The 22,003-nt window shown below is 70.2% G+C and carries 25 protein-coding genes; 15 read left to right on the plus strand and 10 right to left on the minus strand.

Translation table 11 applies throughout. The features are described 5' to 3' along the window. Together E1218_RS19480 and E1218_RS19485 are read right to left on the minus strand one after the other, a co-directional pair. Positions 1-506 (minus strand): type 2 periplasmic-binding domain-containing protein (locus E1218_RS19480; RefSeq protein ID WP_165949334.1); only part of this gene is annotated, 506 nt, incomplete at its 3' end. Positions 507-585: 79 nt separating this feature from the next. Then, on the minus strand, positions 586-1,611 hold the full coding sequence (locus E1218_RS19485; RefSeq protein ID WP_202866094.1) for a LacI family DNA-binding transcriptional regulator: 1,026 nt from the start codon (positions 1,609-1,611) through the stop codon (positions 586-588). A 169-nt stretch (positions 1,612-1,780) separates the two neighbouring features. Between E1218_RS19485 and E1218_RS19490 the strand changes: the two genes are divergently transcribed. Genes E1218_RS19490 through E1218_RS19500 form a run of 3 tightly spaced genes read left to right on the plus strand, consistent with a single transcriptional unit; the run spans position 1,781 to position 6,110 of the window. Beyond that, the gene (locus E1218_RS19490; protein WP_202866095.1) at positions 1,781-2,980 is read left to right on the plus strand and encodes a hypothetical protein; all 1,200 of its coding nucleotides are present in this window, start codon (positions 1,781-1,783) and stop codon (positions 2,978-2,980) included. Continuing rightward, positions 2,977-4,485, plus strand: a complete 1,509-nt coding sequence (locus tag E1218_RS19495) for a sulfatase-like hydrolase/transferase (RefSeq protein WP_233712330.1) — start codon at positions 2,977-2,979, stop codon at positions 4,483-4,485. The genes E1218_RS19490 and E1218_RS19495 overlap by 4 nt, the downstream gene beginning before the upstream one ends. Beyond that, positions 4,482-6,110, plus strand: coding sequence for an alpha-L-arabinofuranosidase C-terminal domain-containing protein (locus tag E1218_RS19500; RefSeq protein ID WP_132322155.1), 1,629 nt, complete (start codon positions 4,482-4,484; stop codon positions 6,108-6,110). Before E1218_RS19495 ends, E1218_RS19500 begins: the two co-directional genes overlap by 4 nt. Here E1218_RS19500 and E1218_RS37810 read toward each other — a convergent pair. From E1218_RS37810 to E1218_RS19530, 6 genes are all read right to left on the minus strand, one after another. Continuing rightward, positions 6,056-6,274 carry a hypothetical protein gene (locus E1218_RS37810; protein ID WP_267900318.1) on the minus strand — a complete coding sequence of 73 codons (219 nt, stop codon included), beginning with the start codon at positions 6,272-6,274 and terminating at the stop codon, positions 6,056-6,058. The two genes, E1218_RS19500 and E1218_RS37810, sit on opposite strands and share 55 nt — an antisense overlap. A 335-nt stretch (positions 6,275-6,609) precedes the next feature. Continuing rightward, positions 6,610-6,867 carry a hypothetical protein gene (locus E1218_RS19510; RefSeq protein ID WP_132322157.1) on the minus strand — a complete coding sequence of 86 codons (258 nt, stop codon included), beginning with the start codon at positions 6,865-6,867 and terminating at the stop codon, positions 6,610-6,612. Between the two features lie 104 nt (positions 6,868-6,971). Continuing rightward, positions 6,972-7,181: a hypothetical protein gene (locus tag E1218_RS19515; RefSeq protein ID WP_132322159.1), complete on the minus strand. Its 210-nt coding sequence runs from the start codon at positions 7,179-7,181 to the stop codon at positions 6,972-6,974. A gap of 77 nt (positions 7,182-7,258) precedes the next feature. Next, positions 7,259-8,101, minus strand: a complete 843-nt coding sequence (locus E1218_RS19520; protein ID WP_132322161.1) for an SDR family oxidoreductase — start codon at positions 8,099-8,101, stop codon at positions 7,259-7,261. A gap of 8 nt (positions 8,102-8,109) precedes the next feature. Next, the gene (locus E1218_RS19525; protein WP_132322163.1) at positions 8,110-9,126 is read right to left on the minus strand and encodes a DNA topoisomerase IB; all 1,017 of its coding nucleotides are present in this window, start codon (positions 9,124-9,126) and stop codon (positions 8,110-8,112) included. A 165-nt stretch (positions 9,127-9,291) separates the two neighbouring features. Beyond that, complete coding sequence (locus E1218_RS19530; protein WP_132322213.1) at positions 9,292-9,996, minus strand: GAF and ANTAR domain-containing protein; 705 nt, start codon at positions 9,994-9,996, stop codon at positions 9,292-9,294. 169 nt (positions 9,997-10,165) lie between these two features. Between E1218_RS19530 and E1218_RS19535 the strand changes: the two genes are divergently transcribed. The 4 genes from E1218_RS19535 (at position 10,166) to E1218_RS19550 (ending at position 14,366) form a co-directional block, all read left to right on the plus strand. After that, positions 10,166-11,125, plus strand: a complete 960-nt coding sequence (locus tag E1218_RS19535) for a hypothetical protein (protein ID WP_132322165.1) — start codon at positions 10,166-10,168, stop codon at positions 11,123-11,125. Continuing rightward, positions 11,122-12,129: a polysaccharide deacetylase family protein gene (locus tag E1218_RS19540; protein WP_132322167.1), complete on the plus strand. Its 1,008-nt coding sequence runs from the start codon at positions 11,122-11,124 to the stop codon at positions 12,127-12,129. The genes E1218_RS19535 and E1218_RS19540 overlap by 4 nt, the downstream gene beginning before the upstream one ends. A 158-nt stretch (positions 12,130-12,287) precedes the next feature. After that, positions 12,288-13,004, plus strand: a complete 717-nt coding sequence (locus E1218_RS19545; RefSeq protein WP_132322169.1) for a GAF and ANTAR domain-containing protein — start codon at positions 12,288-12,290, stop codon at positions 13,002-13,004. Positions 13,005-13,037: 33 nt separating this feature from the next. Then, positions 13,038-14,366, plus strand: a complete 1,329-nt coding sequence (locus tag E1218_RS19550; RefSeq protein ID WP_132322171.1) for an APC family permease — start codon at positions 13,038-13,040, stop codon at positions 14,364-14,366. A gap of 76 nt (positions 14,367-14,442) precedes the next feature. Here the strand turns inward: E1218_RS19550 and E1218_RS19555 are convergent, their stop codons facing one another. After that, the gene (locus E1218_RS19555) at positions 14,443-15,126 is read right to left on the minus strand and encodes a GAF and ANTAR domain-containing protein (RefSeq protein WP_165949335.1); all 684 of its coding nucleotides are present in this window, start codon (positions 15,124-15,126) and stop codon (positions 14,443-14,445) included. A gap of 242 nt (positions 15,127-15,368) precedes the next feature. On the opposite strand from E1218_RS19555, the gene E1218_RS36160 reads away from it, so the two are divergent. The 6 genes from E1218_RS36160 to E1218_RS19580 all read left to right on the plus strand — a co-directional run bounded on the left by E1218_RS36160 (position 15,369) and on the right by E1218_RS19580 (position 19,181). Then, positions 15,369-15,527, plus strand: coding sequence for a hypothetical protein (locus E1218_RS36160; RefSeq protein WP_165949336.1), 159 nt, complete (start codon positions 15,369-15,371; stop codon positions 15,525-15,527). A 140-nt stretch (positions 15,528-15,667) separates the two neighbouring features. Then, positions 15,668-16,468, plus strand: coding sequence for an alpha/beta fold hydrolase (locus E1218_RS19560; RefSeq protein ID WP_132322175.1), 801 nt, complete (start codon positions 15,668-15,670; stop codon positions 16,466-16,468). After that, positions 16,468-17,667 (plus strand): PP2C family protein-serine/threonine phosphatase, encoded by a 1,200-nt coding sequence (locus tag E1218_RS19565; protein WP_132322177.1) that lies wholly within the window; start codon positions 16,468-16,470, stop codon positions 17,665-17,667. The genes E1218_RS19560 and E1218_RS19565 overlap by 1 nt, the downstream gene beginning before the upstream one ends. Before the next feature lie 105 nt (positions 17,668-17,772). Then, complete coding sequence (locus E1218_RS19570; protein ID WP_407657623.1) at positions 17,773-18,477, plus strand: GAF and ANTAR domain-containing protein; 705 nt, start codon at positions 17,773-17,775, stop codon at positions 18,475-18,477. Then, positions 18,474-18,815 (plus strand): STAS domain-containing protein, encoded by a 342-nt coding sequence (locus E1218_RS19575; protein ID WP_132322181.1) that lies wholly within the window; start codon positions 18,474-18,476, stop codon positions 18,813-18,815. Before E1218_RS19570 ends, E1218_RS19575 begins: the two co-directional genes overlap by 4 nt. 57 nt (positions 18,816-18,872) lie before the next feature. Further along, positions 18,873-19,181, plus strand: a complete 309-nt coding sequence (locus E1218_RS19580; RefSeq protein ID WP_132322183.1) for a hypothetical protein — start codon at positions 18,873-18,875, stop codon at positions 19,179-19,181. A 102-nt stretch (positions 19,182-19,283) separates the two neighbouring features. Here the strand turns inward: E1218_RS19580 and E1218_RS19585 are convergent, their stop codons facing one another. Continuing rightward, positions 19,284-20,240 carry an aldo/keto reductase gene (locus E1218_RS19585; RefSeq protein ID WP_132322185.1) on the minus strand — a complete coding sequence of 319 codons (957 nt, stop codon included), beginning with the start codon at positions 20,238-20,240 and terminating at the stop codon, positions 19,284-19,286. A gap of 135 nt (positions 20,241-20,375) precedes the next feature. Here E1218_RS19585 and E1218_RS19590 point away from each other — a divergent pair, with 135 nt between their 5' ends. Then, positions 20,376-21,236, plus strand: coding sequence for a fumarylacetoacetate hydrolase family protein (locus E1218_RS19590; RefSeq protein ID WP_132322187.1), 861 nt, complete (start codon positions 20,376-20,378; stop codon positions 21,234-21,236). Then, positions 21,233-22,000 (plus strand): SDR family NAD(P)-dependent oxidoreductase, encoded by a 768-nt coding sequence (locus E1218_RS19595; protein WP_132322189.1) that lies wholly within the window; start codon positions 21,233-21,235, stop codon positions 21,998-22,000. Before E1218_RS19590 ends, E1218_RS19595 begins: the two co-directional genes overlap by 4 nt. The last annotated feature ends 3 nt before the right edge of the window (positions 22,001-22,003 follow it).

Below are 22,003 nucleotides of genomic sequence, written 5' to 3' on the forward strand. Positions count from 1 at the left end.
GTCCACGGGATCGCGTCGTGCCAGCGACCGGTGAACACCGGGAACGTGTAGACCTTGCCGTCGAACCGGTGGATCCCGTCGTACAGGTAGTCGCCGACCGGGCTGCCCTCGACGTCGACCAGGTCGCCGATCGGCCGGAACCAGCCCTCGCTCACCAGGGCGGCCGGCGCGGCCTCCAGCCCGGCGATCGAGTGCACGTCGGGCAGTTGGTTGCTGCGTCGTCCGATCTGCAGCGCCTGCGCGAGGTCGGGCGCGGGCATCTCCCGGCGGGTCACCTTCACCCCGGCGTGTTCCTTCATGTAGCCGGCGAAGACGTCGTTCGTGAAGAGCTTCGTCAGCGGGCGGTACTGGTCCCACCAGGTGACCGCACCGGACGCCGAGGCCGCGCCGGCCGTCGCCTGCTCACTGGACTGCCCGCCGCCGGTACAGGCGGGCAGTAGGGCGGAGATCCCGAGCGCACCCGACAGGCCGAGCATCCGGCGCCGGGAAATCCTCTGGTCGGTCATGGCCAAACTCCTTGCGGCTCGTGGTAGCGCTAACATAGGCAGCGCCCCGAAGGCCGTCAAGAGGTTGCGGCGGAGCAGATCAGGCCGGCGGCGCGGTGCTGGCGCGGATCACCAGTTCGGGGGCCAGCAGCCGGGTGGACCAGTCCAGTTTCTCTCCGCGCATCGAGGACAGCAGCACGCTCACGCAGTGCCGGCCCACCCCGTCGAGGTCCTGCCGGACCGTCGTCAGCGGCGGCGACAGGAAGCCGGCCACCTCGGCGTCGTCGTACCCGACCACGCTCAGGTCGTCCGGGACCCGACGGCCGGACTCCGCGGCCGCGCGCAGGACGCCGGCCGCCATTTGGTCGTTGGCCGCGAAGATCGCGGTCACCCCGGGATCCTTCAGTAGTTCCAGCCCGGCGGCGTAGCCCGACGCGGCGGACCAGTCGCCGACGACCGGCGGCGGCACCGCACACTCACGCCGCCGCAGAGCCCGCTGCCAGGCGTCCCGCCGGCGGACCGCGGGATAGGAGTCGGCCAGCCCGCTGACGTGGTGCACGGTGCGGTGACCCAGGCTCAGCAGATGGTCGACCGCCGCGGTCGCGCCGGCGCCGTGATCGGCTCCCACCGCGGGGTATCCGACGTCGGACGCACCTTCCGCGACGACGACCGGGACGTTGTCGGGCAGCCGGAGGCTCGGCGCGTCCAGGATGCGCGCCTCGACCACGACCAGGCCGTCGATGGCCAGGCTGGTCAGCCGGCGGACGGCGGCCTGTAGCCGGGCGTCGATGGCGGCGTCCAGGGTGGCCAGGTTGACGCCGTACCCGGCCTGCTGGGCTTCGCGGATGACCGCGTCGACGATGTAGAGGTTGCCGGTGGCGGTCAGGTCGAAGGAGACCACGCCGATGGTGCCGAAGCGCCCGGTCGCCAGGGCCCGGGCCGCGGTGTTCTCCCGGTAGCCCAGCTGTTTCATCGCCTGCTCGACGCGTTCCCGGGTCTCGGGCGTGACCGAGGCGTGGCCGTTCGCCACCCGGGACACGGTGACCGCGGACACCCCGGCGACGGCGGCCACGTCGGCCATCGACGGTTGCCCGAGACGACGGCGCTCACCGGCACGACGCGGCATCCCCGGCCCTCCCTCTCGTCCGTGCCGCGCACTCGCGCGGCCCATCGCCCTGATGGTAGGCCCCGGGTGGCCAAACCCTTGACCGACACCAATGGTAGCGCTAACTTAACCAGGCCCGATGGGGAGACAGCAGGGTCCGGGCCTTCCACCGATGATCAAGGGAGTGACGATGCTTCGTCTGGTGACGTTGACGGCGCTCGGCGCCGCGGTCGCACTCACCGCGGCGACCCCCGCGACAGCATCCCCGGGGCCGCGGGCCGCGGACGGCGCGCTCGGGGCGAACTACAACCAGAACCTCGACAGCGTGGACTACCACGAGCTCCGGGCGGCGCACGCCGGCTGGATCCGCGGGTTCTTCGCGCTGCCGTGGGCCGACGAGGCGGATCCGGCGAACCACTTCGCCATCCGCACCGTCCAGGACGCCCACCGGCGCGGCTACGGTACGGCGCTCAGCCTCAAGTTCCCGTTCGCCGATCGCGCCCTGCCCGCGGCCGGCAGCCCGGAGCTGGCCGCCGAGCTCGCCCGGCTGGACAAGGTCCTGCCGCTGCTGGTCGGCACCGTCGACATCCTTGCGATCGGCAACGAACCGTTCATCGAGAGCCGCCCGGCCGAGCGGGACGAGCGGCTGAACGTGTTCTACGAGGCGGTTGCCGATCACGTGATCGCCTACCGCCGGGAGCACTGCGGCGAGCGCTGCCCGACCCGGCTGTACATGGGCGCGCTCAACCGGCTGGACCTGCCCGACCGCCTGACCCCGGCCGCGGAGCGCTGGATGACGTTCGTCCGCGAGACGCCCGAGCTCGAGGGGGTGGACATCCACCCGCACGTGCCGAGCGTGCAGGCGGTTCAGCCGTTCCTCGACTATGTCCTCCCGCGGCTCCGCCCGGACCAGAAGTTCCTCGTCACCGAGTTCTCGCTGGTCTGGCTGTGGAAGGCGCATCTCGGCGACACGATCCCCGTGGACTTCGCCCAGCGGTACGGCTACGCCCCGGACACGAAGGTCTGGGAGGTGATCCGGGCGGCGACCGAGAACCCGTTCTCCCAGCGCAAGTGGAACGACTTCCTCGCCGCCAGTCCCTGGTACGAGGCCAACAAGGACTTCCTGCGGGAGCAGGTGCAGCGGTTCCGGGACACCGGCCGGCTCGCGTTCGCGTCGTACGGCTTCCGGCAGGACGCGTTGATGGTGCGGGACTTCCAGGTCACGTCCAGTCCCTGGCTGCTGAACAGCGTGTTCGCGCCGTACACCGTGCAGCCGGATGCCGACGGTCTCACCGGCCAGGGCTACTCGTGGCTCGACGACTTCCGCGCCCTGCAGCGCGGTCACGGTCACGGTCACGGCGACCGGCCGGCGGCGGCGGTCGCCCGGTGAGCGACGCGAAGAACATCCTGTTCCTGATGACCGACCAGCACCGGGTCGACACGCTCGGTGCCTACGGCAACCAACGGGCCACGACGCCGGTGCTGGACGAGCTCGCCAGGACCGGCACCCGGTTCGACCGGTGGTACACGCCGACCGCGATCTGCACCCCCGCCCGGGCCAGCCTGCTCACCGGCCAGGCACCTTTCAGGCACCGGCTGCTGGCCAACTACGAGCGCAACGTCGGCTACATCGAGGATCTGGCCGACGGGCAGTTCACCTTCTCGCAGGCATTGCGCGAGCGGGGCTACAACTGCGGACTCGTCGGCAAGTGGCACGTCGGCACCGACAAGACCGCCCGCGACTTCGGCTTCGACGGGCCCGAGCTCCCGGGCTGGCACAACCCCGTCGACCACCCCGACTACCTCGACTACCTGGCCGAGCACGGCCTGCCGCCGTACGAGATCTCCGACCGGATCCGCGGCACGCTGCCGAACGGCGGTCCGGGCAACCTGCTGGCGGCCCGGCTGCACCAGCCGGTCGAGGCGACGTTCGAGTACTATCTGGCGACCCGCACGATCGAGCTGCTGGAGCGGTACGCCGCCGACGCCCGCTCCCGGCAGCAGCCGTTCTTCCTCGCCCTGCACTTGTTCGGGCCGCACCTGCCGTACATCCTGCCCGACGAGTACTTCGACCTCGTCGACCCGGCCGGCGTCGAACTGCCCCGGTCGATCGCGGAGACCTTCGAGGGCAAGCCGCCGGTGCAGAAGAACTACAGCGCGCACTGGACCTTCGACACGATGCCGATCGAGACGACCCGGAAGCTGATCGCGGTCTACCAGGGGTACGTCGCCCTGATCGACGAGCAGCTCGGCCGGGTGATGGCCGCCCTCGAACGGCTCGGCCTGGTCGACGACACCGCGGTCTTCTTCACCTGCGACCACGGCGAGTTCACCGGCTCGCACCGGCTGCACGACAAGGGCCCGGCGATGTACGAGGACATCTACCGGACTCCTGGCCTGCTGCGGGTGCCCGGCCAGCGGCCGGGTGTGGTCCGCGACGAGTTCGTCAGCCTGCTGGACTGCACCGCGACGATCCTCGATCTCGCCGGTCTCGACCCGAAGCTCGCGGTCGACTCGCGCAGTCTGCTGCCGCTGACCGGTGACGGCGAGGTGGAGTGGGAGCAGGACATCGTCTGCGAGTTCCACGGGCACCACTTCCCGTACCCGCAGCGGATGCTGCGCACCGACCGCTACAAGCTCGTCGTCAACCCGGACTCGGTGAACGAGCTCTACGACCTGGCGACCGACCCGGACGAGTTGCAGAACGTCTACGAGCACCCCGAGCTCGCGGAGGTCCGCAGCCGGATGATGCGCCGGCTCTACACCGTCCTGCGCGACCGGGGCGACAACTTCTACCACTGGATGACGTCGATGTACGACGTCGGCGAGGTGGGCTACGACCCTACCCTCAGTGGTCTGGACGAAGCGACGTACACCAACCGAGGTGACCAGTGACCGAGCCCGCCACCATCGACATCCGCCGCGATCGGCGCAACCCCATCGACCCGCTCATCTACGGCCATTTCCTCGAGTCGGCCTTCTTCGGCAACATCGAGGGCGGGGTCTTCGACGAGGGCTCGCCGTTGTCGTACGACGGACCGGGGCCCCGCAACGGCCTGCGCCGGGACGTGCTGGAGCTCTGCCGGGAGCTCGGGCTACCGGTCGTCCGCTGGCCGGGCGGCAACTTCACCTCGGCGTACCACTGGGAGGACGGCATCGGTCCGCGTGACGCGCGGCCGCGCCGGCTCGAGCTCGCGTGGGGCGAGGAGGAGTCCAACCGCTTCGGCACGGACGAGTTCCTCGCCTGGTGCGCCGAGGCCGGCACGGAGCCGTACCTCGCGCACAGCTGCCGCGACGTCGACGAAGCGGTCCGCTGGGTGGAGTACACCAACCACGCGGGCGACACCTCGTACACCCGGCAACGCGCGGCCAACGGTCATCCCTCGCCGTACGGCGTCAAGTACTGGGGCCTGGGCAACGAGGTGTACGGCCGCTGGCAGATGGGCCACCGGACCGCGACCCAGTACGCCGCGGACGCCCGCGAGCACGCCCGCTTCATGCGTGCCGTCGATCCCACCCTGCAGTTCGTCGCGGTCGGCCTGACCGACGACCGGCAGGGCTGGACCGATGCGGTCCTCGAGGCGGTCGGCGACCAGATCGACTACCTCTCGTTCCACCTGTACGGCGCCACCACGCAGCTCACCGACGGCGCGGACGAGTACGACGCGATCGTTGCCCAGTCGCTGTACTTCGAGCAGGAGATCCAGAACTACTCGGCCCTGGTCACCGACCTCGCGGCCCGTCACGACCTCCGGCGACCACTCGGGCTCGCCCTCGACGAGTGGAACATCCGCCACGTCGAGCCGTCGGCCTGGCCGGCACCGCAGCCGTCCGACGACGGCGGGACGGCCGACCGCGACCTCGACGGCCTGACCACCGACGGGCCGCACCGCGTGAACCGGTGGAGTCCGAGGACACTCGCGGATGCCCTGTTCTACGCCGGTGTGTTCCACGCGCTCCATCGGGCCGGCGGACTGGAGGTGCCGGTCACGATGGCCAACACGGTCAACCTGCTGAACGCCAACGGTGTGGTCGTCGCCCGTCCCGGTGGCTCGGTGCGCGCGGCGACGTACCACGTGTGGGACCTCTACCAGAACCACCTCGGTCCGGTCGGGCTGACGGCGGACGTCCGCTCCCCCGGCCGGCTCGCGGCCGTGCGTCAGGGCGACGAGCGCGACCACAACGGCCAGTTCCAGGCCCGTACGGCGACGGTCGCCGACCTCGACGTGTCCGCGACCGAGACCGCCGACGGGAGCTCGGTGCGGCTGGCGGTCATCAATCGCCATCGCACTGACGCGGTCCGGGCGACGCTCACGCTCGACGAGCGGGTCGACGCACTACCCTCGCTGGCCACGGTCAAGGACCTCGGCGCCGACGTGGACGACGTACTGGCGTCCAACAGTCTCAGCGCCCCGGACCAGGTGGGCCTCCGCGATCGCGGCGAGCAGAAGCTGCCCAACGGGACCTACGACTTCCCGCCACACAGCATCACCCTGCTGTCGTTCACGCTCCGACGCTGACCCCGCCGGTGCTCTCGCGGACGATCAACTCGAACGAGGCCCGCTGTTCGGACACCTCGTACGTCGTCCGTCCGGCCAGCGCGGCCGTACGGGATGTCGTCGAACCCGGCCACTGCGACGTCGGCCGGCACCCGCAGGCCGCGGGTCTGCAGCGCGCGGATCACACCGAGCGTGGTGTCCAGCCCGAAACCGGACCCGGCGGTGAAACCGGCCTGGGTGCTACTCCGTCATCAGCAACAGGATGTTGGGGCGGCTGCCGGCATGCCGCGACCTTGCAGCGCTGTAAAACGACTGTCTACAGCGCTGTAGACGAAGGCTTGTCGGAGACCTCGGCGAGGCTTGTCGGATCGGCGCGGCGGTCTTCGTGGCAAGAGTGACACAACTGTTTCCCGAGCAGGGAACACTGCAGGTCTACCGGCCCACCGGCCGTCCGCGATGCGCGACGGCGTCGCCGGAGTCGTCGCGCCCAGCGGCGCGGCCGGGGGCCTGGTCCCGACGATCAGTTCCACCAGAAGAAGTGGTAGCCGCCACCGCGGTAGTAGATCTCGCTGACGATGTAGTTCTTGACGAACCCGTACTCGTACCACTGCCGCCAGCATGCCGCGTAGTCGTAGCCGCACGCGACCTCGCCTTCCGCTTGGATGCCCGCGCTGACCGTACCGACCGTGGGCTCCGCGTGCGCCGCCGTCACGCCGCTGCCGACCGCTGCCGCCACGACTATGCCGGCGGCAGCAACCATTCGTGCGATGGGTCTCATGAGGTGAACCGCCCTTTCACTCTCGACATCTTGCCCTGCGCAACATCGTTACGCCTTGTACCGCACTCGGTACCCTCCGCAAACGGCGCTAATCAGTCCGGCGGTCAGCTCATGTCGCCGTACGGTGACCGGTTCGGGGGCGAGAGCGAGATCCCCTCGGCCTGCGCCTTGGACCGGATCGCGTCCTCGGTGCGGCCGAGCCGCACGCTGATCACGCCGACGGGCGTGTTGCCGCCGGCCAGTTCCCGCAGTTGGGCGACTTCGTCCTCGGTCCAGTCGCGCCCACTGTTACGGCTCGACGTCGTCTCCGGCATCAGCTGCTCCTATCGTGATCGTTGCCTCCCGGTACCCCACCCCGCCGCGGGCTCACTCCACGCCCGGCGGGCCGGAGTCAGGACTCCTCCGGCGGGTGCGTGGTGATCCGGAGCGCCATCCGGTCGAACACGCGGTCCGGGATCAGGCGACGGACCGCAGGCAGTGCCTTGGCCGCGATGCCGTTGGCGTAGCGGGTGCTCGGCCGGGACGCTGTGACGGCGCGCAGGATCAGCTCCACGGCTTCCTCCGGACCGGCGCTCTCCTTGCCCCGGCGCTGCACGCGCTGACGCAGCGCGTCCAGTCGCTCGCGGTAGAGGTCGTTCGGTGGCAGGGAGTCCAACGTCTTCGCGGCCTTCGACCAGATCGGTGTCGCCAGCGGACCCGGCTCGACGATCACGACGTGGATTCCTTCCGGCGTCAGCTCCTGCCGCCAGGCGTCCGCGATCGCCTCGAGCGCGTACTTCGACGCGTGATAGGCACCGGCGAACCCGGACGCGACCCGGCCGCCGATCGACCCGACGAAGACCACCCGGGAGCCCTCGCTCCGCCGCAGCAGCGGCAGGAACTGCTGGGTGACCGCGACCTGACCGATCACGTTCACCTCGAACTGGTCCCGCAGATTCTGCAGCGGCAAGGTCTCCAGCGGACCGAGGAAACCCTTGCCCGCGTTGTCGACCAGCGCGTGCAGACCCTGACCGCCGAGCGCGAGGTCGACCTCACCGGCGAACGCCTTCACCAGATCCGGGCTCGTGACGTCGAGATGGTGAACGGTCACGTCGGCGGAGGTCTGCCGGTCGAGCACCTTCGCCTCGTGCTCGTGGTGGACACCGGCGAACACCCGCCAGCCTTCCCGGTCGAGCCGTATCGTCGTCGCCGCTCCCACCCCACTGCCGGCACCGGTGATCACTACGCTGCGCATCGATCTGTCTACTCTCTCTTGTCCTGGTCCAGAAGTCGGTTCACGGATCGTTCGAGGGCGGCGCGGGTCTCGTCGTCGTCAAGGTCCGTGCCGACCCGCTCGACGATGTCGGCGATCGTGCGCCCGCGCTCGTACTGGTCGACGACCCGGGGATCGATGTACGACGCCCGGGCGACGGTCGGCGTGTTGCCGAGGTGGTCGGAGACCTCCTGGAGCATGTCCTTCACCGCCGCGTTCAAGGCCTTCTTCGTGGTCGGCGGGTCCGCCTCCGCGAGCTCCACGGCCGCGTACACGGTGGCCGTCCACGTCCTCAGGTCCTTGACCGTGTAGTCGTCGCCGACGAGCTCGTGGAACCGTTCGTTGACCATGCCTGCGTCGATCTCGTGGTACCCGGAGTCGTCGCGGTAGACGAGCAGCCGCGGGTTCTTGTGCCGGCCGCGCTTCAGCGACCGCACCGCGACCGCGAGCCGGTCGTCGTCCAGCTCGAGCTTGCGCCGCTGGCCGCCCTTGGCGACGAAGTCGAAGACGACCTTGTCCTTGCTCACCCGGACGTCGTTGCGCAGCAAGGTGGCCGCACCGCGGCTGCCGTACTCCTCGGCGTACTCGGCGTTGCCCGTCCGGAAGACGCCGTAGTCGAGCATCCGGAGGGCGACGGCCAGCACGCGCCGGCGGTCGAGGCCCGTGGTGCACAGGTCGGCGTCGACAGCCTCCCGGAAAGCGGGCAGCTTGCGGGCCAGTTGACGGACCCGGTCGTGCTTGTCCGCGTCCTGGGCCGTCCGCCAGTCGTCGTGGTACAGGTACTGGCGCCGCCCGGCCTGGTCCGTGCCCAGCGCCTGGATGTGGCCGTTCGGGTAGGGGCAGATCCACACGTCCGTCCACGCCGGTGGGATCGCCAGCGTCCGGATCCGCTCGAGCACGTCGGTGTCCCGGATCGTCTTGCCCTCGGTGTCCAGGTAGCTGAAGCCACGGCCACGACGCCGGCGGGAGAATCCCGGCCGGTCAGGATGACTACGGCGAAGTCGCATGCCTCCGCAGTACCCCGATCCATGCCCTGGGCACCTGCCCGGACGCGGCCGGTGTAGGGCGGTCCCGGCGCTGCTGGGCTGAACGACGGGACCTGGGAGCTCCGGTCTCGCGCGCGACCCGAGCTCCTGAGCGTCCGGTGCCCAGGCCGAATCGTGCCGGACCGCTCAGCCTGACAGCCGGCGGGTGCTGATCAGCCGCTGCGCCACGTCCCGCAGCTTGGTGTTGGTGTCCTGGGAGTACCGCCTCATGATGGCGAACGCCTGGTCGGAGTCGACGTCGTACCGCTCCATCAGGATGCCCATGGCCTGGCCGACCAGCTTGCGCGCGTCGACCGCCAGGGCCAGGTTCTCCTCGTTGCGGGCGGTCGCCACGGCGACCGACGCGTGCCGGGCGAGGATGGCCGCGATCGCCTCGTCGTCGGTGCCGAAGGCGTCGGGTGCGACGCTGTACAGCCCGAGGACGCCGACGCTCCCGGACGTCGTCGTGAGCGGTACGTCGAGCACACTGCGGACACCGAGGGACAGCACCTTGGCCGACCAGTCCGGCCACCGCCGGTCCGCGGCGGTGTCGCGGACGAGGATGGTCTGGTGGTTCCGCATCGACTCCACCAACGGACCACAGCCCCCGCCCATCTGCCAGTGGTAGATCTCGGCCACCATCGGATCGGTCGCCGCGGGTACCTCCGGACCGCCGCGGGTCGCCAGCGCGATCCCCGCGTGCGAGCAGTTCAGCGCGTGCAGCGCGAACTGCACCACCGCCTCCACGGTCTCGCCGACGCCCCCGGACCCGTGCAACTCGACCGCCAGCCGCGCGAACATGTCGGCGGTCCCGCCCATCCCCGGCCGGGAGTCATCACCGACCGGCACCATGTCCGCAGCCTCGTCCACAGACCGATCATGCCCCCGCGGCGCCGCCCGCAGAAGGCCCCGGCAACCGCGTGGCGGGAATACCATTCGTGCACGGTTGATGACAGTATGTGTTCAGTTGGGTACAGGGATGTTGCCCTCGACAACACGACCTCGGAATCGAGGACCTGCCGTGCCCAAGCGCCTTGTCTGCCTGGCCGCTCTGCTCGCCCTGTCCGCCGGTTGCAGCGACATTCCGGCCGACCGCGCGGCCGCGGACGAAGTCGAGTCCAGACCGGCACCATCGACGGCCACTCCGGCGGCCACCCCGACTCCGGCTCCCCGACCTGCTCCGCCGTTGCCGCAACTGCCGCGTGGTGGGCGGCGGCTGGTCCCGGCGTACCAACTGGTCGCGTTCGTGGGCGCGCCCGGCTCGCCGGCGCTCGGGCCGCTGGACGGCAACCTGGACGAACGCGCCCGCCGGCTCGAGCGCCTGGCGGCGTCCTATCGCGGTGGACGCGTGGCCCAGCCGGTGATGGAGCTGATCGTGACCACCGCCCAAGGCGCTCCCGGGGCGGACGGCAAGTACCGGTCCCGCATCGACCCTGAACAGATCGGCAAGTACCTCGCCGTCGCGCGCAAGCACAAGATGCTGCTGATGCTGGACGTGCAGCCCGGCCAGGCGAAACCGATCGACGAGATCCGCCGGCTGGAACCGTGGCTGCGCCAACCCGATGTCGGGCTCGCGGTCGATCCGGAATGGCAGGTCGGCCCCGGTCAGGTGCCCGGACGGGTCTTCGGCCGGACGTCGGGAGCCGAGCTGAACGGCATCGCGGCGTACCTGTCCGGACTGGTTGCCAAGTACCGCCTTCCCGAGAAGCTGTTCGTCTTCCACCAACTCACCGGACCGATCGTCCGCGGCGAGTCGGCGCTGCGGGCCTACCCGGGTGTGCTGACGGTGAAGTCGGTCGACGGCATCGGCAACCGCGGCCAGAAGGTGGCGACCTACCGCGGTCTCACCACCAGGTTGCCGAAAGGCATCCGGACCGGGTTCAAGCTGTTCTACTCCGAGGACACCCGGCACGGTGCGCTGATGACACCGGCCCAGGTTCTCAGCCTGCGCCCTCGGCCCGACCTGGTGATCTACGAATGAGACGTCGCGACTTCCTCGGCCTCGCGGCGGCGGCCGGCGTCGGCGTGGCGACGGCCGGCTGCGCCGACATTCCCGCCGACGCCGAGCCCGTGATCGCCACCAACTCTCCTCGCCACTCCCCGCCGCCGGCCAGGACCACGGCGAGCAAGCCGGCCCCGGCACCGGTCCGCGGCAACCAGCTCGGCGTCGTACCGGTCCTGATGCATCACCGGGTCGTCCCGGACGCGACCGGCGAGTACGACATGACGCCGGCGTTCTTCCGCGCCGAGCTCGAACGGCTGCACCGCGAGAAGTACTTCCCGATCCGTACCATCGACCTCGTCCGCCGGAACCTGAGCGCCGTACCGGCCGGCCGGACGCCGGTCGTCCTCACCTTCGACGACGGTTCGCCCAGCCAGTTCGCGATCGACTCCGCCGCCCGGGTCGCGCCGGACTGTGCGGTCGGGATCATGCTCGACTTCCACGCCGAACATCCCGACTTCCCGGCCGTCGCGTCCTTCTACGTCAACAGGAACCCGTTCGGCTGCACCGGCCGGGACGCCGATCGAGCACTCGCCACGTTGCACACGCTCGGCTGTGAGATCGGCAACCACACCATGGATCATCCGAACCTCCGAACCCTGAGCGACGCACAGGTACGGGCGCAGATCGGCGATCTCGCCGGGTTCGTGGGCCGCGTGGTTCCTCGGCCACGGACGTTCGCCCTGCCGCTCGGGGTGCGTCCCCGCAACCGGTCGACCCTGGTGACCGGCGGCAGCGGGTCGTCGAGGTACCGGAACGAAGGCGTGCTCCTCGTCGGCGCGAACCCGTGTCCGTCGCCGTACCACCGCGACTTCGACCCGATGGCGATACCCCGGATCAGATGCAGCTCGCGCGACGGCGGCACCGGGCAGCTCGAGCTCGACCACTGGCTCGATCGGCTCGCCCGCCCCGGCGTCCGCTACGTCGCCGCCAGCGACCGAGCAGGCGTGGGCGGCGGCTCGGGCCGACCGTCGGCCGGGTAACGATCCGGGCCCGGGAGGTGGTCCCGTGGCCGAGCCGCACCGGTTCCTGGTGAGGCGGGGTATGGTGGAGCTCCTGTCAAGACGTGGCGGGCGCTCGAAGCGCACTCCGACGCGGGCATCGGCTGGCCGATAGCCGCGCCTGAACCGAGGCCCCTGCCATGACCCAGTCCATCGTCCGCCAGCGCGCGGATTCTCGTGCTCATGCCTTCGCCGACTTCGCGGTCCGGCTGCACGACTCGTCCACCGCGGCAGAGACCGCCGAAGCGGTCGTGAGCTACGCGATCCCGGCCATCGACTGCGCTCATGCCGGCATCGCCCTGCACGACTCCGACGGCAGGATCACCATCGGGACGGTGAGCAGTGCGGTTCCCCACGCGCTCTACGGCGCGCAGCTCGAGCACGGCGACGGGCCGGTGATCGCGGCGATCCAGCAGAACGTCGTCCTGTACATCCCGAGTGCGGCCGCGGAGACCCACTGGCCGGCGTGGAGCCGGCGGGCCGTGGCTCTCGGCCTCGGCAGCGTCGTCCACCTGCCGCTGCGCGCCGGACACGCGACGCTCGGCGCACTCAGCCTGTACAAGAACTCCTGCGACGCCTTCAGTGCGGACGATCTCGCCATCGCCCACGTCCTCGCCCGGCACGCCGCGGTCGCGGTCGCGAGCGCGCAACGGCGTGAGCACATGTCGAACCGGGTCGACGCCCGCAAGCTCGTCGGGCAGGCGATGGGCATCCTGATGGAGCGGCACGACCTCGACTCCGACCAGGCGTTCGCCGTACTGCGGCGCTACGCCGAGGAGCATGGCCTCAAACTCCAGCACGCCGCCGAGCAACTCATCGCCACCCGCCGCCCCAAGCACCACAGGCCGGCCAGCTGAGTCCGCCGCCGTACCGCTGGGTACTGCGGATGCATGACCGAACTCAGAGCCACCCGCGACTCCGGTGGCGCCACGCTGAAGCGTCAGGTGACCACGCCGCTGCTCTACCTGTTCATCCTCGGGGACACGCTCGGTGCCGGCGTCTACGTGCTGGTCGGTCAGGTGGCCGCAGAGTCGGGTGGCGCGGTCTGGCTGCCCTTGATCGTCGCGCTGTTCCTGGCACTGCTGTCGGCGACGTCGTACGCCGAGCTCGTCACGAAGTACCCGCGGGCCGGAGGTGCTGCGCACTACGTGCACAGGGCGCTCGGGCCGTTCAGCGGGTTCGTGATCGGGTTCTGCATGCTCGCGGCCGGGATCGTGTCGGTCGCCGCGCTGGCGCGCGCCTTCGGTGGTGACTATCTGGCCGAGTTCGTCACGGCCCCGGTCGGCCTGGTCGCCGTCGTCTTCCTCGTGGCCCTGGGTCTGCTGAACGCGTACGGCATCAAGGACTCGCTGCGAGCCAACGTCGCAGCGACACTGATCGAGGTGTCCGGGCTCCTGCTGATCGCGGCCCTCGGCCTCTGGGTAATGGCTCGCGGTGACGCTGACACCGCCCGGCTGACGGAGTTGGGAGCATCGGGCAGCGGGGCTGCGGCGGCCGCCCTCAGTGGAGCGGTGCTGGCCTTCTACTCGTTCGTCGGATTCGAGACTTCGGTCAACATCGCCGAGGAGACGAAGGATCCCCGGCGATCCTATCCGCGGGCGTTGTTCGGGGCGCTCCTGACCGCGGCCGTGGTGTACCTGCTCGTCGGCGTGGTGGCGAGTGCCGTGGTACCGACCGATGACCTTGCCGGCTCGAGCGGTCCGCTGCTCGAGGTGGTTCGCGCCGCGGGGAGCGTGCCGACCTGGATCTTCGGTCTGGTCGCCCTGGTGGCGGTCGCCAACGGGGCCCTGCTGACCGGGATCATGTCGTCCCGGCTCGCGTACGGCATGGCACGCGACGGTCTGCTTCCGAGTGTGCTCACCCGGCTGCTGCCGAACCGCCGCACACCGTGGGTCGCGATCACCGTCACCGGACTGCTGTCGCTGGCGCTGGCGCTGACCGGCGAGGTCAAGGAACTGGCCGCTACGTTGGTTCTCCTCCTCCTGGTGGTGTTCACCGCCGTCAATTTGGCTGTGCTGGTCCTGCGCCGTGATCACGTCTCCGAGAAGCACTTCCGGGCGCCGACCCTGATCCCGGTCCTCGGTGTGGCGTCCTGCCTGCTGCTGTTCACGCGGATCGAGACCGACGTGTGGCTGCGTGGGTTGATCCTGCTCGGCGCGGCCGTCGTCCTCGGTCTGGTCGCTGCCCGTCGCGCCCGGGTCAACTCCTCCGGTGGCTGACGTGCAGTCGTTCCTGACGGTCCCGCGTACTACTCGCAGTACTTCGACGAGCCGGCCGACCTGCCGCGCTGAGTGACTACCTGAGGGCGCCGGCCTCGGCGTCCCGGATGAGCTCGGCGGCGACGTCGCGCAGCTTCCGGTTGGCCTGCCGGCTGAAGCGGACCAGGGTGTCGAAGGCCCGGCCCGAGGAGATCGAGTAGCGCTCCATCAGCAGGCCGACCGCCTGCCCGATCAGGTCCCGGGTCTCGATCGCGGCGAGCAGGTTCTCCTCCCGCTGGGCACCCGAGTACGCGACCGCCGCGTGCGCGGCCAGCAGCCGGCCGACGTGCTCGGCGTCGTCGGTGAAGGCGCCCGGATCACCGGCGTACAGGTTGAGTGCGCTGAAGCTGCCGTCCTTCACGAACATCGGGAACGCCAGCATGCTCAGCGCCCCCAGGTCGGCCGCCCGCGGGGCGAAGGCCGGCCAGCGCGTCTCCCGGCGCATGTCGTCGACCCGGACGATCCGGCGTTCGAGCACGGCGTCCAGACAGGGCCCCTCGCCGTACTCGGACATCACCGCGTCGACGCGCGCGGGCAGTGTGCCCGACGCCGCCTTGTGCTCGACCCGCTTGCCGCCGCCGACGAGCACGGTCACGGATCCGGCCTGGGTCCCGGGGACGAGGTCGATCGCGGCCAGCACGGCTTCGCGCAGGACGTCGTCCGGCGCGTCGGCGTCGTGCAGTCCACGGGCCAGTTCTGTCAGCTCGTCCGCGAGCCGCACCGGCCTGGACTCATCTCCTGGCGGTGCCTCCCCGAGACTGCACACCCTGCGCCGATCGGTCACGGACTTCCCTCACCGTTTCCTGGGTACCACCTGGCGGCAGCCCCGTCCAGACCAGACCAATTCCGGCGCAGGGGTTGATTCCCTCACTGTCCAGCGGCGATAGTGGTCCAGCCTCAGACAGTCGGGCGCCGGGTCTTCCGATCTGCGAGGCTTCCATGCGTCATCACGACACCACCACGGTGCGCCAGCTGATCTGCTCGCTGCACACCGTCGAGGACGAGTTGCGCACCGCTCGGCGCTCCGCCGATCTCGATCGCCTGACTCATCTCATCCGGCTCAAGCAGTCCGTCCTGCGTGAACTGCGGCGTCGCCGCCTGCACCGCTATTGGATCGCCTGATCCGCCGCCCACAGTCGATTGCGGGCCCGCCGCTCTTCGGAGTGGGGCAGGGGGAGCGGGCCCGCAATCACCTTCCCCGACCCGACGCCGCGAACGGAACCCTCCGCCGGATCGGACAGGTCGGCTGCGAGGATGTGCAGGTGGACATCTTGCACAGGAACAACGTCGCAGTCACCGGCAGGCCGGGCGGGCGAACCGTCGTGCTGGCGCACGGGTTCGGGTGCGACCAGAACATGTGGCGGCTGACCGTTCCCGCGCTGGCCCCGGACTACCAGGTAGTGCTGTTCGACTACGTCGGTTCCGGCCGGTCCGAGCTCTCGGCGTTCGACGAGTCGCGCTACTCCACGCTCGGCGGCTACACCGAGGACGTGCTCGAGGTCTGCGCCGCGCTCGACGTGACGGATGCCGTGTTCGTCGGCCACTCGGTGAGCGCGATGATCGGCGTACTGGCCGCACAGCAGGCACCGGAGCGGATCGGTGCGCTGGTGATGGTCACTCCCTCCCCCTGCTACGTCGACGACGGCGACTACCGCGGCGGCTTCAGCGCCGAGGACATCGACGAACTGCTGAGCTCGCTCGAGTCGAACTACCTCGGCTGGTCGGCCGCGATGGCGCCGGTCATCATGGGGACACCGGACCGGCCCGAGCTCGGTGCGGAGCTGACCAACAGCTTCTGCGCCACCGACCCGGCGATGGCACGCACGTTCGCGCGGACGACATTCCTGTCCGACAGCCGCGCCGAGCTGGCGTCCATCCGGGTGCCGACGCTGATCATCGAGACCGCCCAGGACGTCATCGCGCCCCGCGAGGTCGGCGCGTACGTGCGGGACACCGTCCCGGGTTCGGCGCTGGTGACCCTGGACGCCACCGGACACTGCCCGCACCTGTCAGCGCCCGACGCCACCAACCGGGCCATCGTGGACTTCCTCGCGAACCTGTGATGGCGGAGGGCAGCGAGTGCGCCGAGACCGCGGAGGAGGCGTACGAGTCCGCACCCTGCGGCCAGCTGTCGACGTCGATGGACGGAACGATCGTCAGGATCAACCGCACGTTGCTCGACTGGCTGGGCCGGCCACGAGACGACGTGGTGGGCCGGCTCCGGTTCCCCGACCTGCTGACCATCGGCGGCAAGCTGTACCACGAGACCCACTTCGCTCCGCTGCTGCACATGCAGGGTGAGGTCAGTGGCGTCGCCCTCGAGCTGAGGACCGCCGGCGGGACCCGCATGCCCGTCCTGATCTCCTCGACCGTCGGGTACGACGACGCCGGCGAGCCGCTGCTGATCCGGACGACGATCTTCGACGCCCACATCCGGCGCTCGTACGAAGAGGAACTCCTGCGGGAGCGCCGGGCGGCGGAACTGGCCCGCCGTCAGGCCGAAGAGGATCGCGCCCGGTTGCAGGACGCCTTGGCCGTCCTCCAGCAGTCGTTGCTGCCTGCTGCCCTACCGGACGTGCCCGGGGTGACCACAGCCGCGTATTACCACACCGCCTCCCCCGACGAGCTCGGCGGCGACTTCTACGACGTCTTCGCGATCGACGGCGACCGCTGGGGCTTCTTCCTCGGCGACGTGTGCGGCAAAGGGCCGTCCGCGGCCGCGGTGACCTCGGTGGCCCGGTACACGCTGCGAGCCGCCGCGATGCACGAACCGACCGCGGCGCTCGGGACGCTGAACGCCGTACTGCACGAGCGATTCGACGGTGGCGACCTGCGCTACTGCACGGCCGTCTCCGGAACCCTGCGCAGCGACCCGGAGACCGGACGGGTCACCGTCAGCTTCGCGTCGGGTGGGCACCCACCGCCGCTGCTCGTCCGGGCGAACGGGACGTCCGAGTTCCTGCTCAGTGAGGACGGCACACTGATCGGCATCCTGCCGTCGTCGAGGTTCCCGCAGACCCACGTCGGGCTCGCGCCCGGCGACATGCTGCTCCTGTACACCGACGGCCTGACCGAGGCGCGGGTCGAGGGCGGGCAGGACTTCTACGGGCCGGAGGCCTTGCGGTCGCTCGCTGCCCAGTACGCCGGAACCTCACCGGAGGCGCTCGTCCAGGCACTCTCCGACGTACTCGCCGCTCTCGGATCAGGTCTCACCGACGACACCGCCCTGCTCGCGCTCGGCGTTCGTCCTCTCGGGAGGTGACCGATCTGTCCAGCGGTCCGCACAACTGAGGCACGGTATCGCCATGAGCTTGGTACGACAGGGCAAGATATGGCCATGAGACAGTCAGGTCGGAGCTCCGGCGCCGTGAGTCCCGTCGTAGACCAGTCACCCGAGGTGGGCGCCGACACGTTCGCCCGGCTCGCGATGGAGCTGCACCATTCCGGCGGGGTGGACGAGACGGTCGAGACGGTCGTGCAGTTCGCTCTGCAGGCGGAGGCCTGCTCGTACGCGGGAGTCGTGCTCACCGCCCGCGGCAGCCGCGAGGTCGCGGCCGTCACCGACCCACTGGTCACGACGCTCTACGAGCTGCAGGCCGACCTCGGGGAAGGCCCCATGGTGACCGCGCTCACCGAGGGTGTGGTCGTGCACGTCGCCGACGTCGACAACGAGACGCGCTGGCCAGTCTGGGCGGAGCGGCTGCCGGCGGAGCGGTTCGGATCCGCCCTGCACGTGCCGATGTACGCCGGCGCGGAACTGGTCGGCGTACTGTCGCTGTTCAACACCGAACCGCACGCGTTCTCTGCCGACGACGAGGCGATCGCGCACATCCTGGCCCGGCACGCCTCGGTCGCGGTCGCCTCGGCCCGCGACGGTGAGGCGATGGCCGCGGCAGTGGACGCGCGCAAGCTGGTCGGCCAGGCGATGGGCATCCTGATGGAGCGCTTCGACCTGGACGAGCCGCGCGCCTTCGAGATCCTCAAGCGGTACTCCCAGGAGCACAACCTGAAGCTGCGCGACGTCGCCCAGGAGCTGATCGACACCCGGAAACTGCGGAGGACGCGGCGGTGAGTGACGAGCTGCTGTCCCTCGACGTCCAGGACCGCGGGCCGGACCTCGTGGTCACCGTTTCCGGCGAGCTGGACTTCGGCACCACCTCGACGTTCCTGGACGCCACCCGGCCGCTGGCGAAGTCCGGCCGGCCGGTGATCCTCGACCTGACGGGTCTCGCCTTCTGCGACTCCAGCGGCCTGGGCGCGTTCGTGCGCCTGCACAAGCAGCTCGAGAGCACCGGCGGCCGGCTGACCCTGGCCGGCCCCCGCGCCCAGCTCCGGTCGACCCTTGAGCTGACCATGCTGCACCGAATTCTCCACGTGCGCGACGACCTCCCGGCCCCGGGCGACGCGTAGAAATCCTTGCGCGGGGCACCGAAGGCGCAGTGCAGCCTTCCCTGGGGAAAGAGAGCCGTGACCGACTTCTTCGCCGAGATCAACGGCCATCAGGTGGTCAACGTGTCCCGTATGACATCGCAAGGCGCCGGCAGCGAAGTCCCGGTGTGCCTCACCTGCGGCGCCCACTTCGCCACCCGCCGCGAGATCGAGGCGACCATCTGCCCGGCCGCCGGCGGGGCCCGCGGCCACGATCTCGTCACCGACCCGGGCACCGGTCTGCTCTACTGCACCCGCTGCCCCCTGGTCGCCTACGACCAGCTGGACGCCCGCTCCAGCCCGACCTGCCCCATGCCGCTGCAGTCCTGGGCCGACCTCGAGGACTGATCCGCTGCACGGGCAGACGTTGCCGCCGGCGAGCCGCTGCGACGGACGATCGACCGGTTCTTGTCCACCTGACGATCGGCACGTTCCCCGATTCGGCAGCTGTCAGAGCCGGCGGACCAGGTCCTGCTCTGCCAGGTCTTGCCACAGGGCGGACGGGATGTGGGCCTCGAGGCGGGTCAGGTTCTGCAGTACTTGGTCGGGAGTGGTTGCGCCGACGACGACGGACGCGACCCGAGGGTCCAGGAGTGGGTACTGGATGGCGGCTGCGGGGAGTTCGACGTCGTGCCGGGCGCAGATCGCGTCGATGGCGAGTGCGCGGGCCAGTACGTCGTCGGGCACCTCACCATAGTCGTACCGCGCGGCCCGGCTCGGCGTGGTCGCAAGTAGTCCGCTGTTGAAGACGGCGGCCGCGACGATGCGCACGCCGTACTGGTCGCAGGCCTCCAGGACGTCCGGTGCGACGGTCTGATCGAGCAGCGTGTAGCGGTTGGCGACCATCAGTACGTCGGCCAGGCCGGAGCGTGCCGTGGTCAGGAGTGCGTCGACACCGAGGGACCCGGTCCCGATCGCGGTCACCATCCTCTGGTCCCGCAGACTCGCCAGACCGGTCAACGCCTTCTCGGTGGCACCCGGATCGCCGGACAGTTCGGGATCGTGCACGTAGAGAATGTCGGCACGATCGAGGCCGAGCCGGATGAGCGACTCCTCCGCGCTCTGCCGTACGCCGGCGGCGGTGTAATCGAGCCGGCGACGCAACCGAGCCGGTACGGCGAACCCCTGATCGTCCAGTGCCACGCCGTCCCATTCAGGGTTCTCGCGAAGTAACCGGCCGACCTTGGTGGACACGATGTACTCGTCCCGGGGCTTGGTGGCGAGGAAGCGGCCGAGCCGTTCCTCGGACAGGCCCAGGCCGTAGTGCGGCGCCGTGTCGAAGTGCCGGACGCCGGCGTCCCAGGCGGCCTCCAGGACCGCGGACGCCTCCTCGTCGGCGCTCGGCCGGGACAGATTCCCGAGCGGTGCGCAGCCGAGCCCGAACGGTGGCAGGTGGTGCACGCGCATCGCTGGTCACTCCCCTGTCTGATCTGTGGACAGGAGGCTAGACATCATATGTTTGGCGTGTCAATCTTGCCGGCATCGCAGCAACAGGCCATCGATGGCGTCAGAGATACGATCTCTGACCAGAAGGAGTGACGCATGAAGTTCGCCCGCCTGGGTCCTGTCGGCCACGAGGTGCCGGTCGTCGTCACCGCTGACGGCGTGCGCAGCATCGCCGGGCTCACCACGGACCTCGACGCCGAGTTCTGGGAGTCCGCCGGTCCGGACCGGGTCGCGGCCGCGCTGGCCGCCGGTGAGCTGCCGCTCGTCGACGACTCCGGCGACCTGCGCATCGGCGCACCGATCGCCAAGCCCGGTGCGATCGTCTGCATCGGCATGAACTACGCCGCGCACGCCGCGGAGTCCGGCGCCGAGCCGCCGAAGACCCCGGTCATCTTCTTCAAGGCGCCGAACACGCTCGCCGGGCCGAACGACCCGGTCACGATCCCCCGCGGCAGCACGAAGACCGACTGGGAGGTGGAGCTCGGCGTCGTCATCGGCAAGCGCGCGTCGTACCTCGACTCGCCGGCCGGCAGCCTGGACCACGTCGCCGGCTTCGTCGTCGCCAACGACCTGTCCGAGCGGGAGTTCCAGCTCGAGGTCTCCGGCGGCCAGTGGAGCAAGGGCAAGATCGCGGCCGGCTTCAGCCCGGTCGGTCCGTGGCTGGTGACGCCGGACGAGATCGAGCACCAGAAGCTCGGACTGCGCAGCTTCGTCAACGGGGAGCCGCGCCAGGACTCCAGCACCGCCGACCAGATCTTCGACGTCGCCACGGTGATCCACCACCTCAGCCAGTACATGGTGCTCGACCCGGGCGACCTCATCATGACCGGTACGCCGGAAGGCGTCGCGCTGTCCGGCCGGTTCCCGTACCTGCGGCCGGGTGACGTCGTCGAGATCGAGATCGACGGCCTGGGTCGCCAGCGGCAGGAGTACGTCGCCTTTGAGGCCGGTCGATGAGCCCGGAGTTCGAGGACCTGGTCGCGATCGTCACCGGGGGCGCGTCCGGCATCGGCGCGGCCGTGGCGCGAGAGCTGACGGACCGTGGAGCACGGGTCGCGGCGCTCGACCTCGAGCCCGGCGGAGCTCCGCAGGGAGTGCTCGGGATCAAGGCCGACGTGTCCGAGGACGACAGCGTACGAGCGGCCGTGCAGGAGGTGGCCGACGCGTACGGGCGGATCGACGTACTGGTGAACAACGCCGGCATCGGTGCCCAGGGCACCGTCGAGGACAACCCGGACGACCAGTGGCACCGGGTGTTCGACGTCAACGTGATGGGTGCGGTCCGGGTCACCCGGGCCGCACTCCCCTACCTGCGCCGGTCGCCCGCGGCCGCGATCGTCAACGTCGCCTCGGTCGCCGCGACCACTGGCATCCCGCAACGGGCGCTGTACTCCACCACGAAGGGCGCGGTGCAGTCACTGTCCATGGCGATGGCCGCCGACCACCTGCGGGAGGGGATCCGGGTGAACTGCGTCAATCCGGGCACCGCGGACACCCCGTGGGTTCAGCGCCTGCTCGACTCCGCACCGGATCCGGCGGCCGAGCGGGCCGCACTCGACGCGCGCCAGCCGCATGGCCGGCTGGTCTCGGCCGAGGAGGTCGCACTCGCGGTGGTGTACCTCGCCGGTCCGTCGTCCGGTTCGACCGCAGGTACGGCGCTGGCCGTCGACGGCGGCATGGCCACGCTGCGACTGCGTCCCCCGGGCGAAACCCGGAAGTGAGAG

The organism is Kribbella turkmenica (assembly GCF_004348725.1).
In the GTDB taxonomy this organism is placed as follows: Bacteria; Actinomycetota; Actinomycetes; order Propionibacteriales; family Kribbellaceae; genus Kribbella; species Kribbella turkmenica.

Coding starts and splice junctions, on each gene's coding strand:
- E1218_RS19585 (WP_132322185.1), bottom strand. CDS start 20,240: ATGCGCGTGCACCACCTGCCACCGTTCGGGCTCGGCTGCGCACCGCTC.
- E1218_RS19565 (WP_132322177.1), top strand. CDS start 16,468: ATGGCGGAGGGCAGCGAGTGCGCCGAGACCGCGGAGGAGGCGTACGAG.
- E1218_RS19595 (WP_132322189.1), top strand. CDS start 21,233: ATGAGCCCGGAGTTCGAGGACCTGGTCGCGATCGTCACCGGGGGCGCG.
- E1218_RS19515 (WP_132322159.1), bottom strand. CDS start 7,181: ATGCCGGAGACGACGTCGAGCCGTAACAGTGGGCGCGACTGGACCGAG.
- E1218_RS19525 (WP_132322163.1), bottom strand. CDS start 9,126: ATGCGACTTCGCCGTAGTCATCCTGACCGGCCGGGATTCTCCCGCCGG.
- E1218_RS19485 (WP_202866094.1), bottom strand. CDS start 1,611: ATGCCGCGTCGTGCCGGTGAGCGCCGTCGTCTCGGGCAACCGTCGATG.
- E1218_RS19490 (WP_202866095.1), top strand. CDS start 1,781: ATGCTTCGTCTGGTGACGTTGACGGCGCTCGGCGCCGCGGTCGCACTC.
- E1218_RS19590 (WP_132322187.1), top strand. CDS start 20,376: ATGAAGTTCGCCCGCCTGGGTCCTGTCGGCCACGAGGTGCCGGTCGTC.
- E1218_RS19540 (WP_132322167.1), top strand. CDS start 11,122: ATGAGACGTCGCGACTTCCTCGGCCTCGCGGCGGCGGCCGGCGTCGGC.
- E1218_RS19510 (WP_132322157.1), bottom strand. CDS start 6,867: ATGAGACCCATCGCACGAATGGTTGCTGCCGCCGGCATAGTCGTGGCG.
- E1218_RS19530 (WP_132322213.1), bottom strand. CDS start 9,996: ATGGTGCCGGTCGGTGATGACTCCCGGCCGGGGATGGGCGGGACCGCC.
- E1218_RS19550 (WP_132322171.1), top strand. CDS start 13,038: ATGACCGAACTCAGAGCCACCCGCGACTCCGGTGGCGCCACGCTGAAG.
- E1218_RS19520 (WP_132322161.1), bottom strand. CDS start 8,101: ATGCGCAGCGTAGTGATCACCGGTGCCGGCAGTGGGGTGGGAGCGGCG.
- E1218_RS19545 (WP_132322169.1), top strand. CDS start 12,288: ATGACCCAGTCCATCGTCCGCCAGCGCGCGGATTCTCGTGCTCATGCC.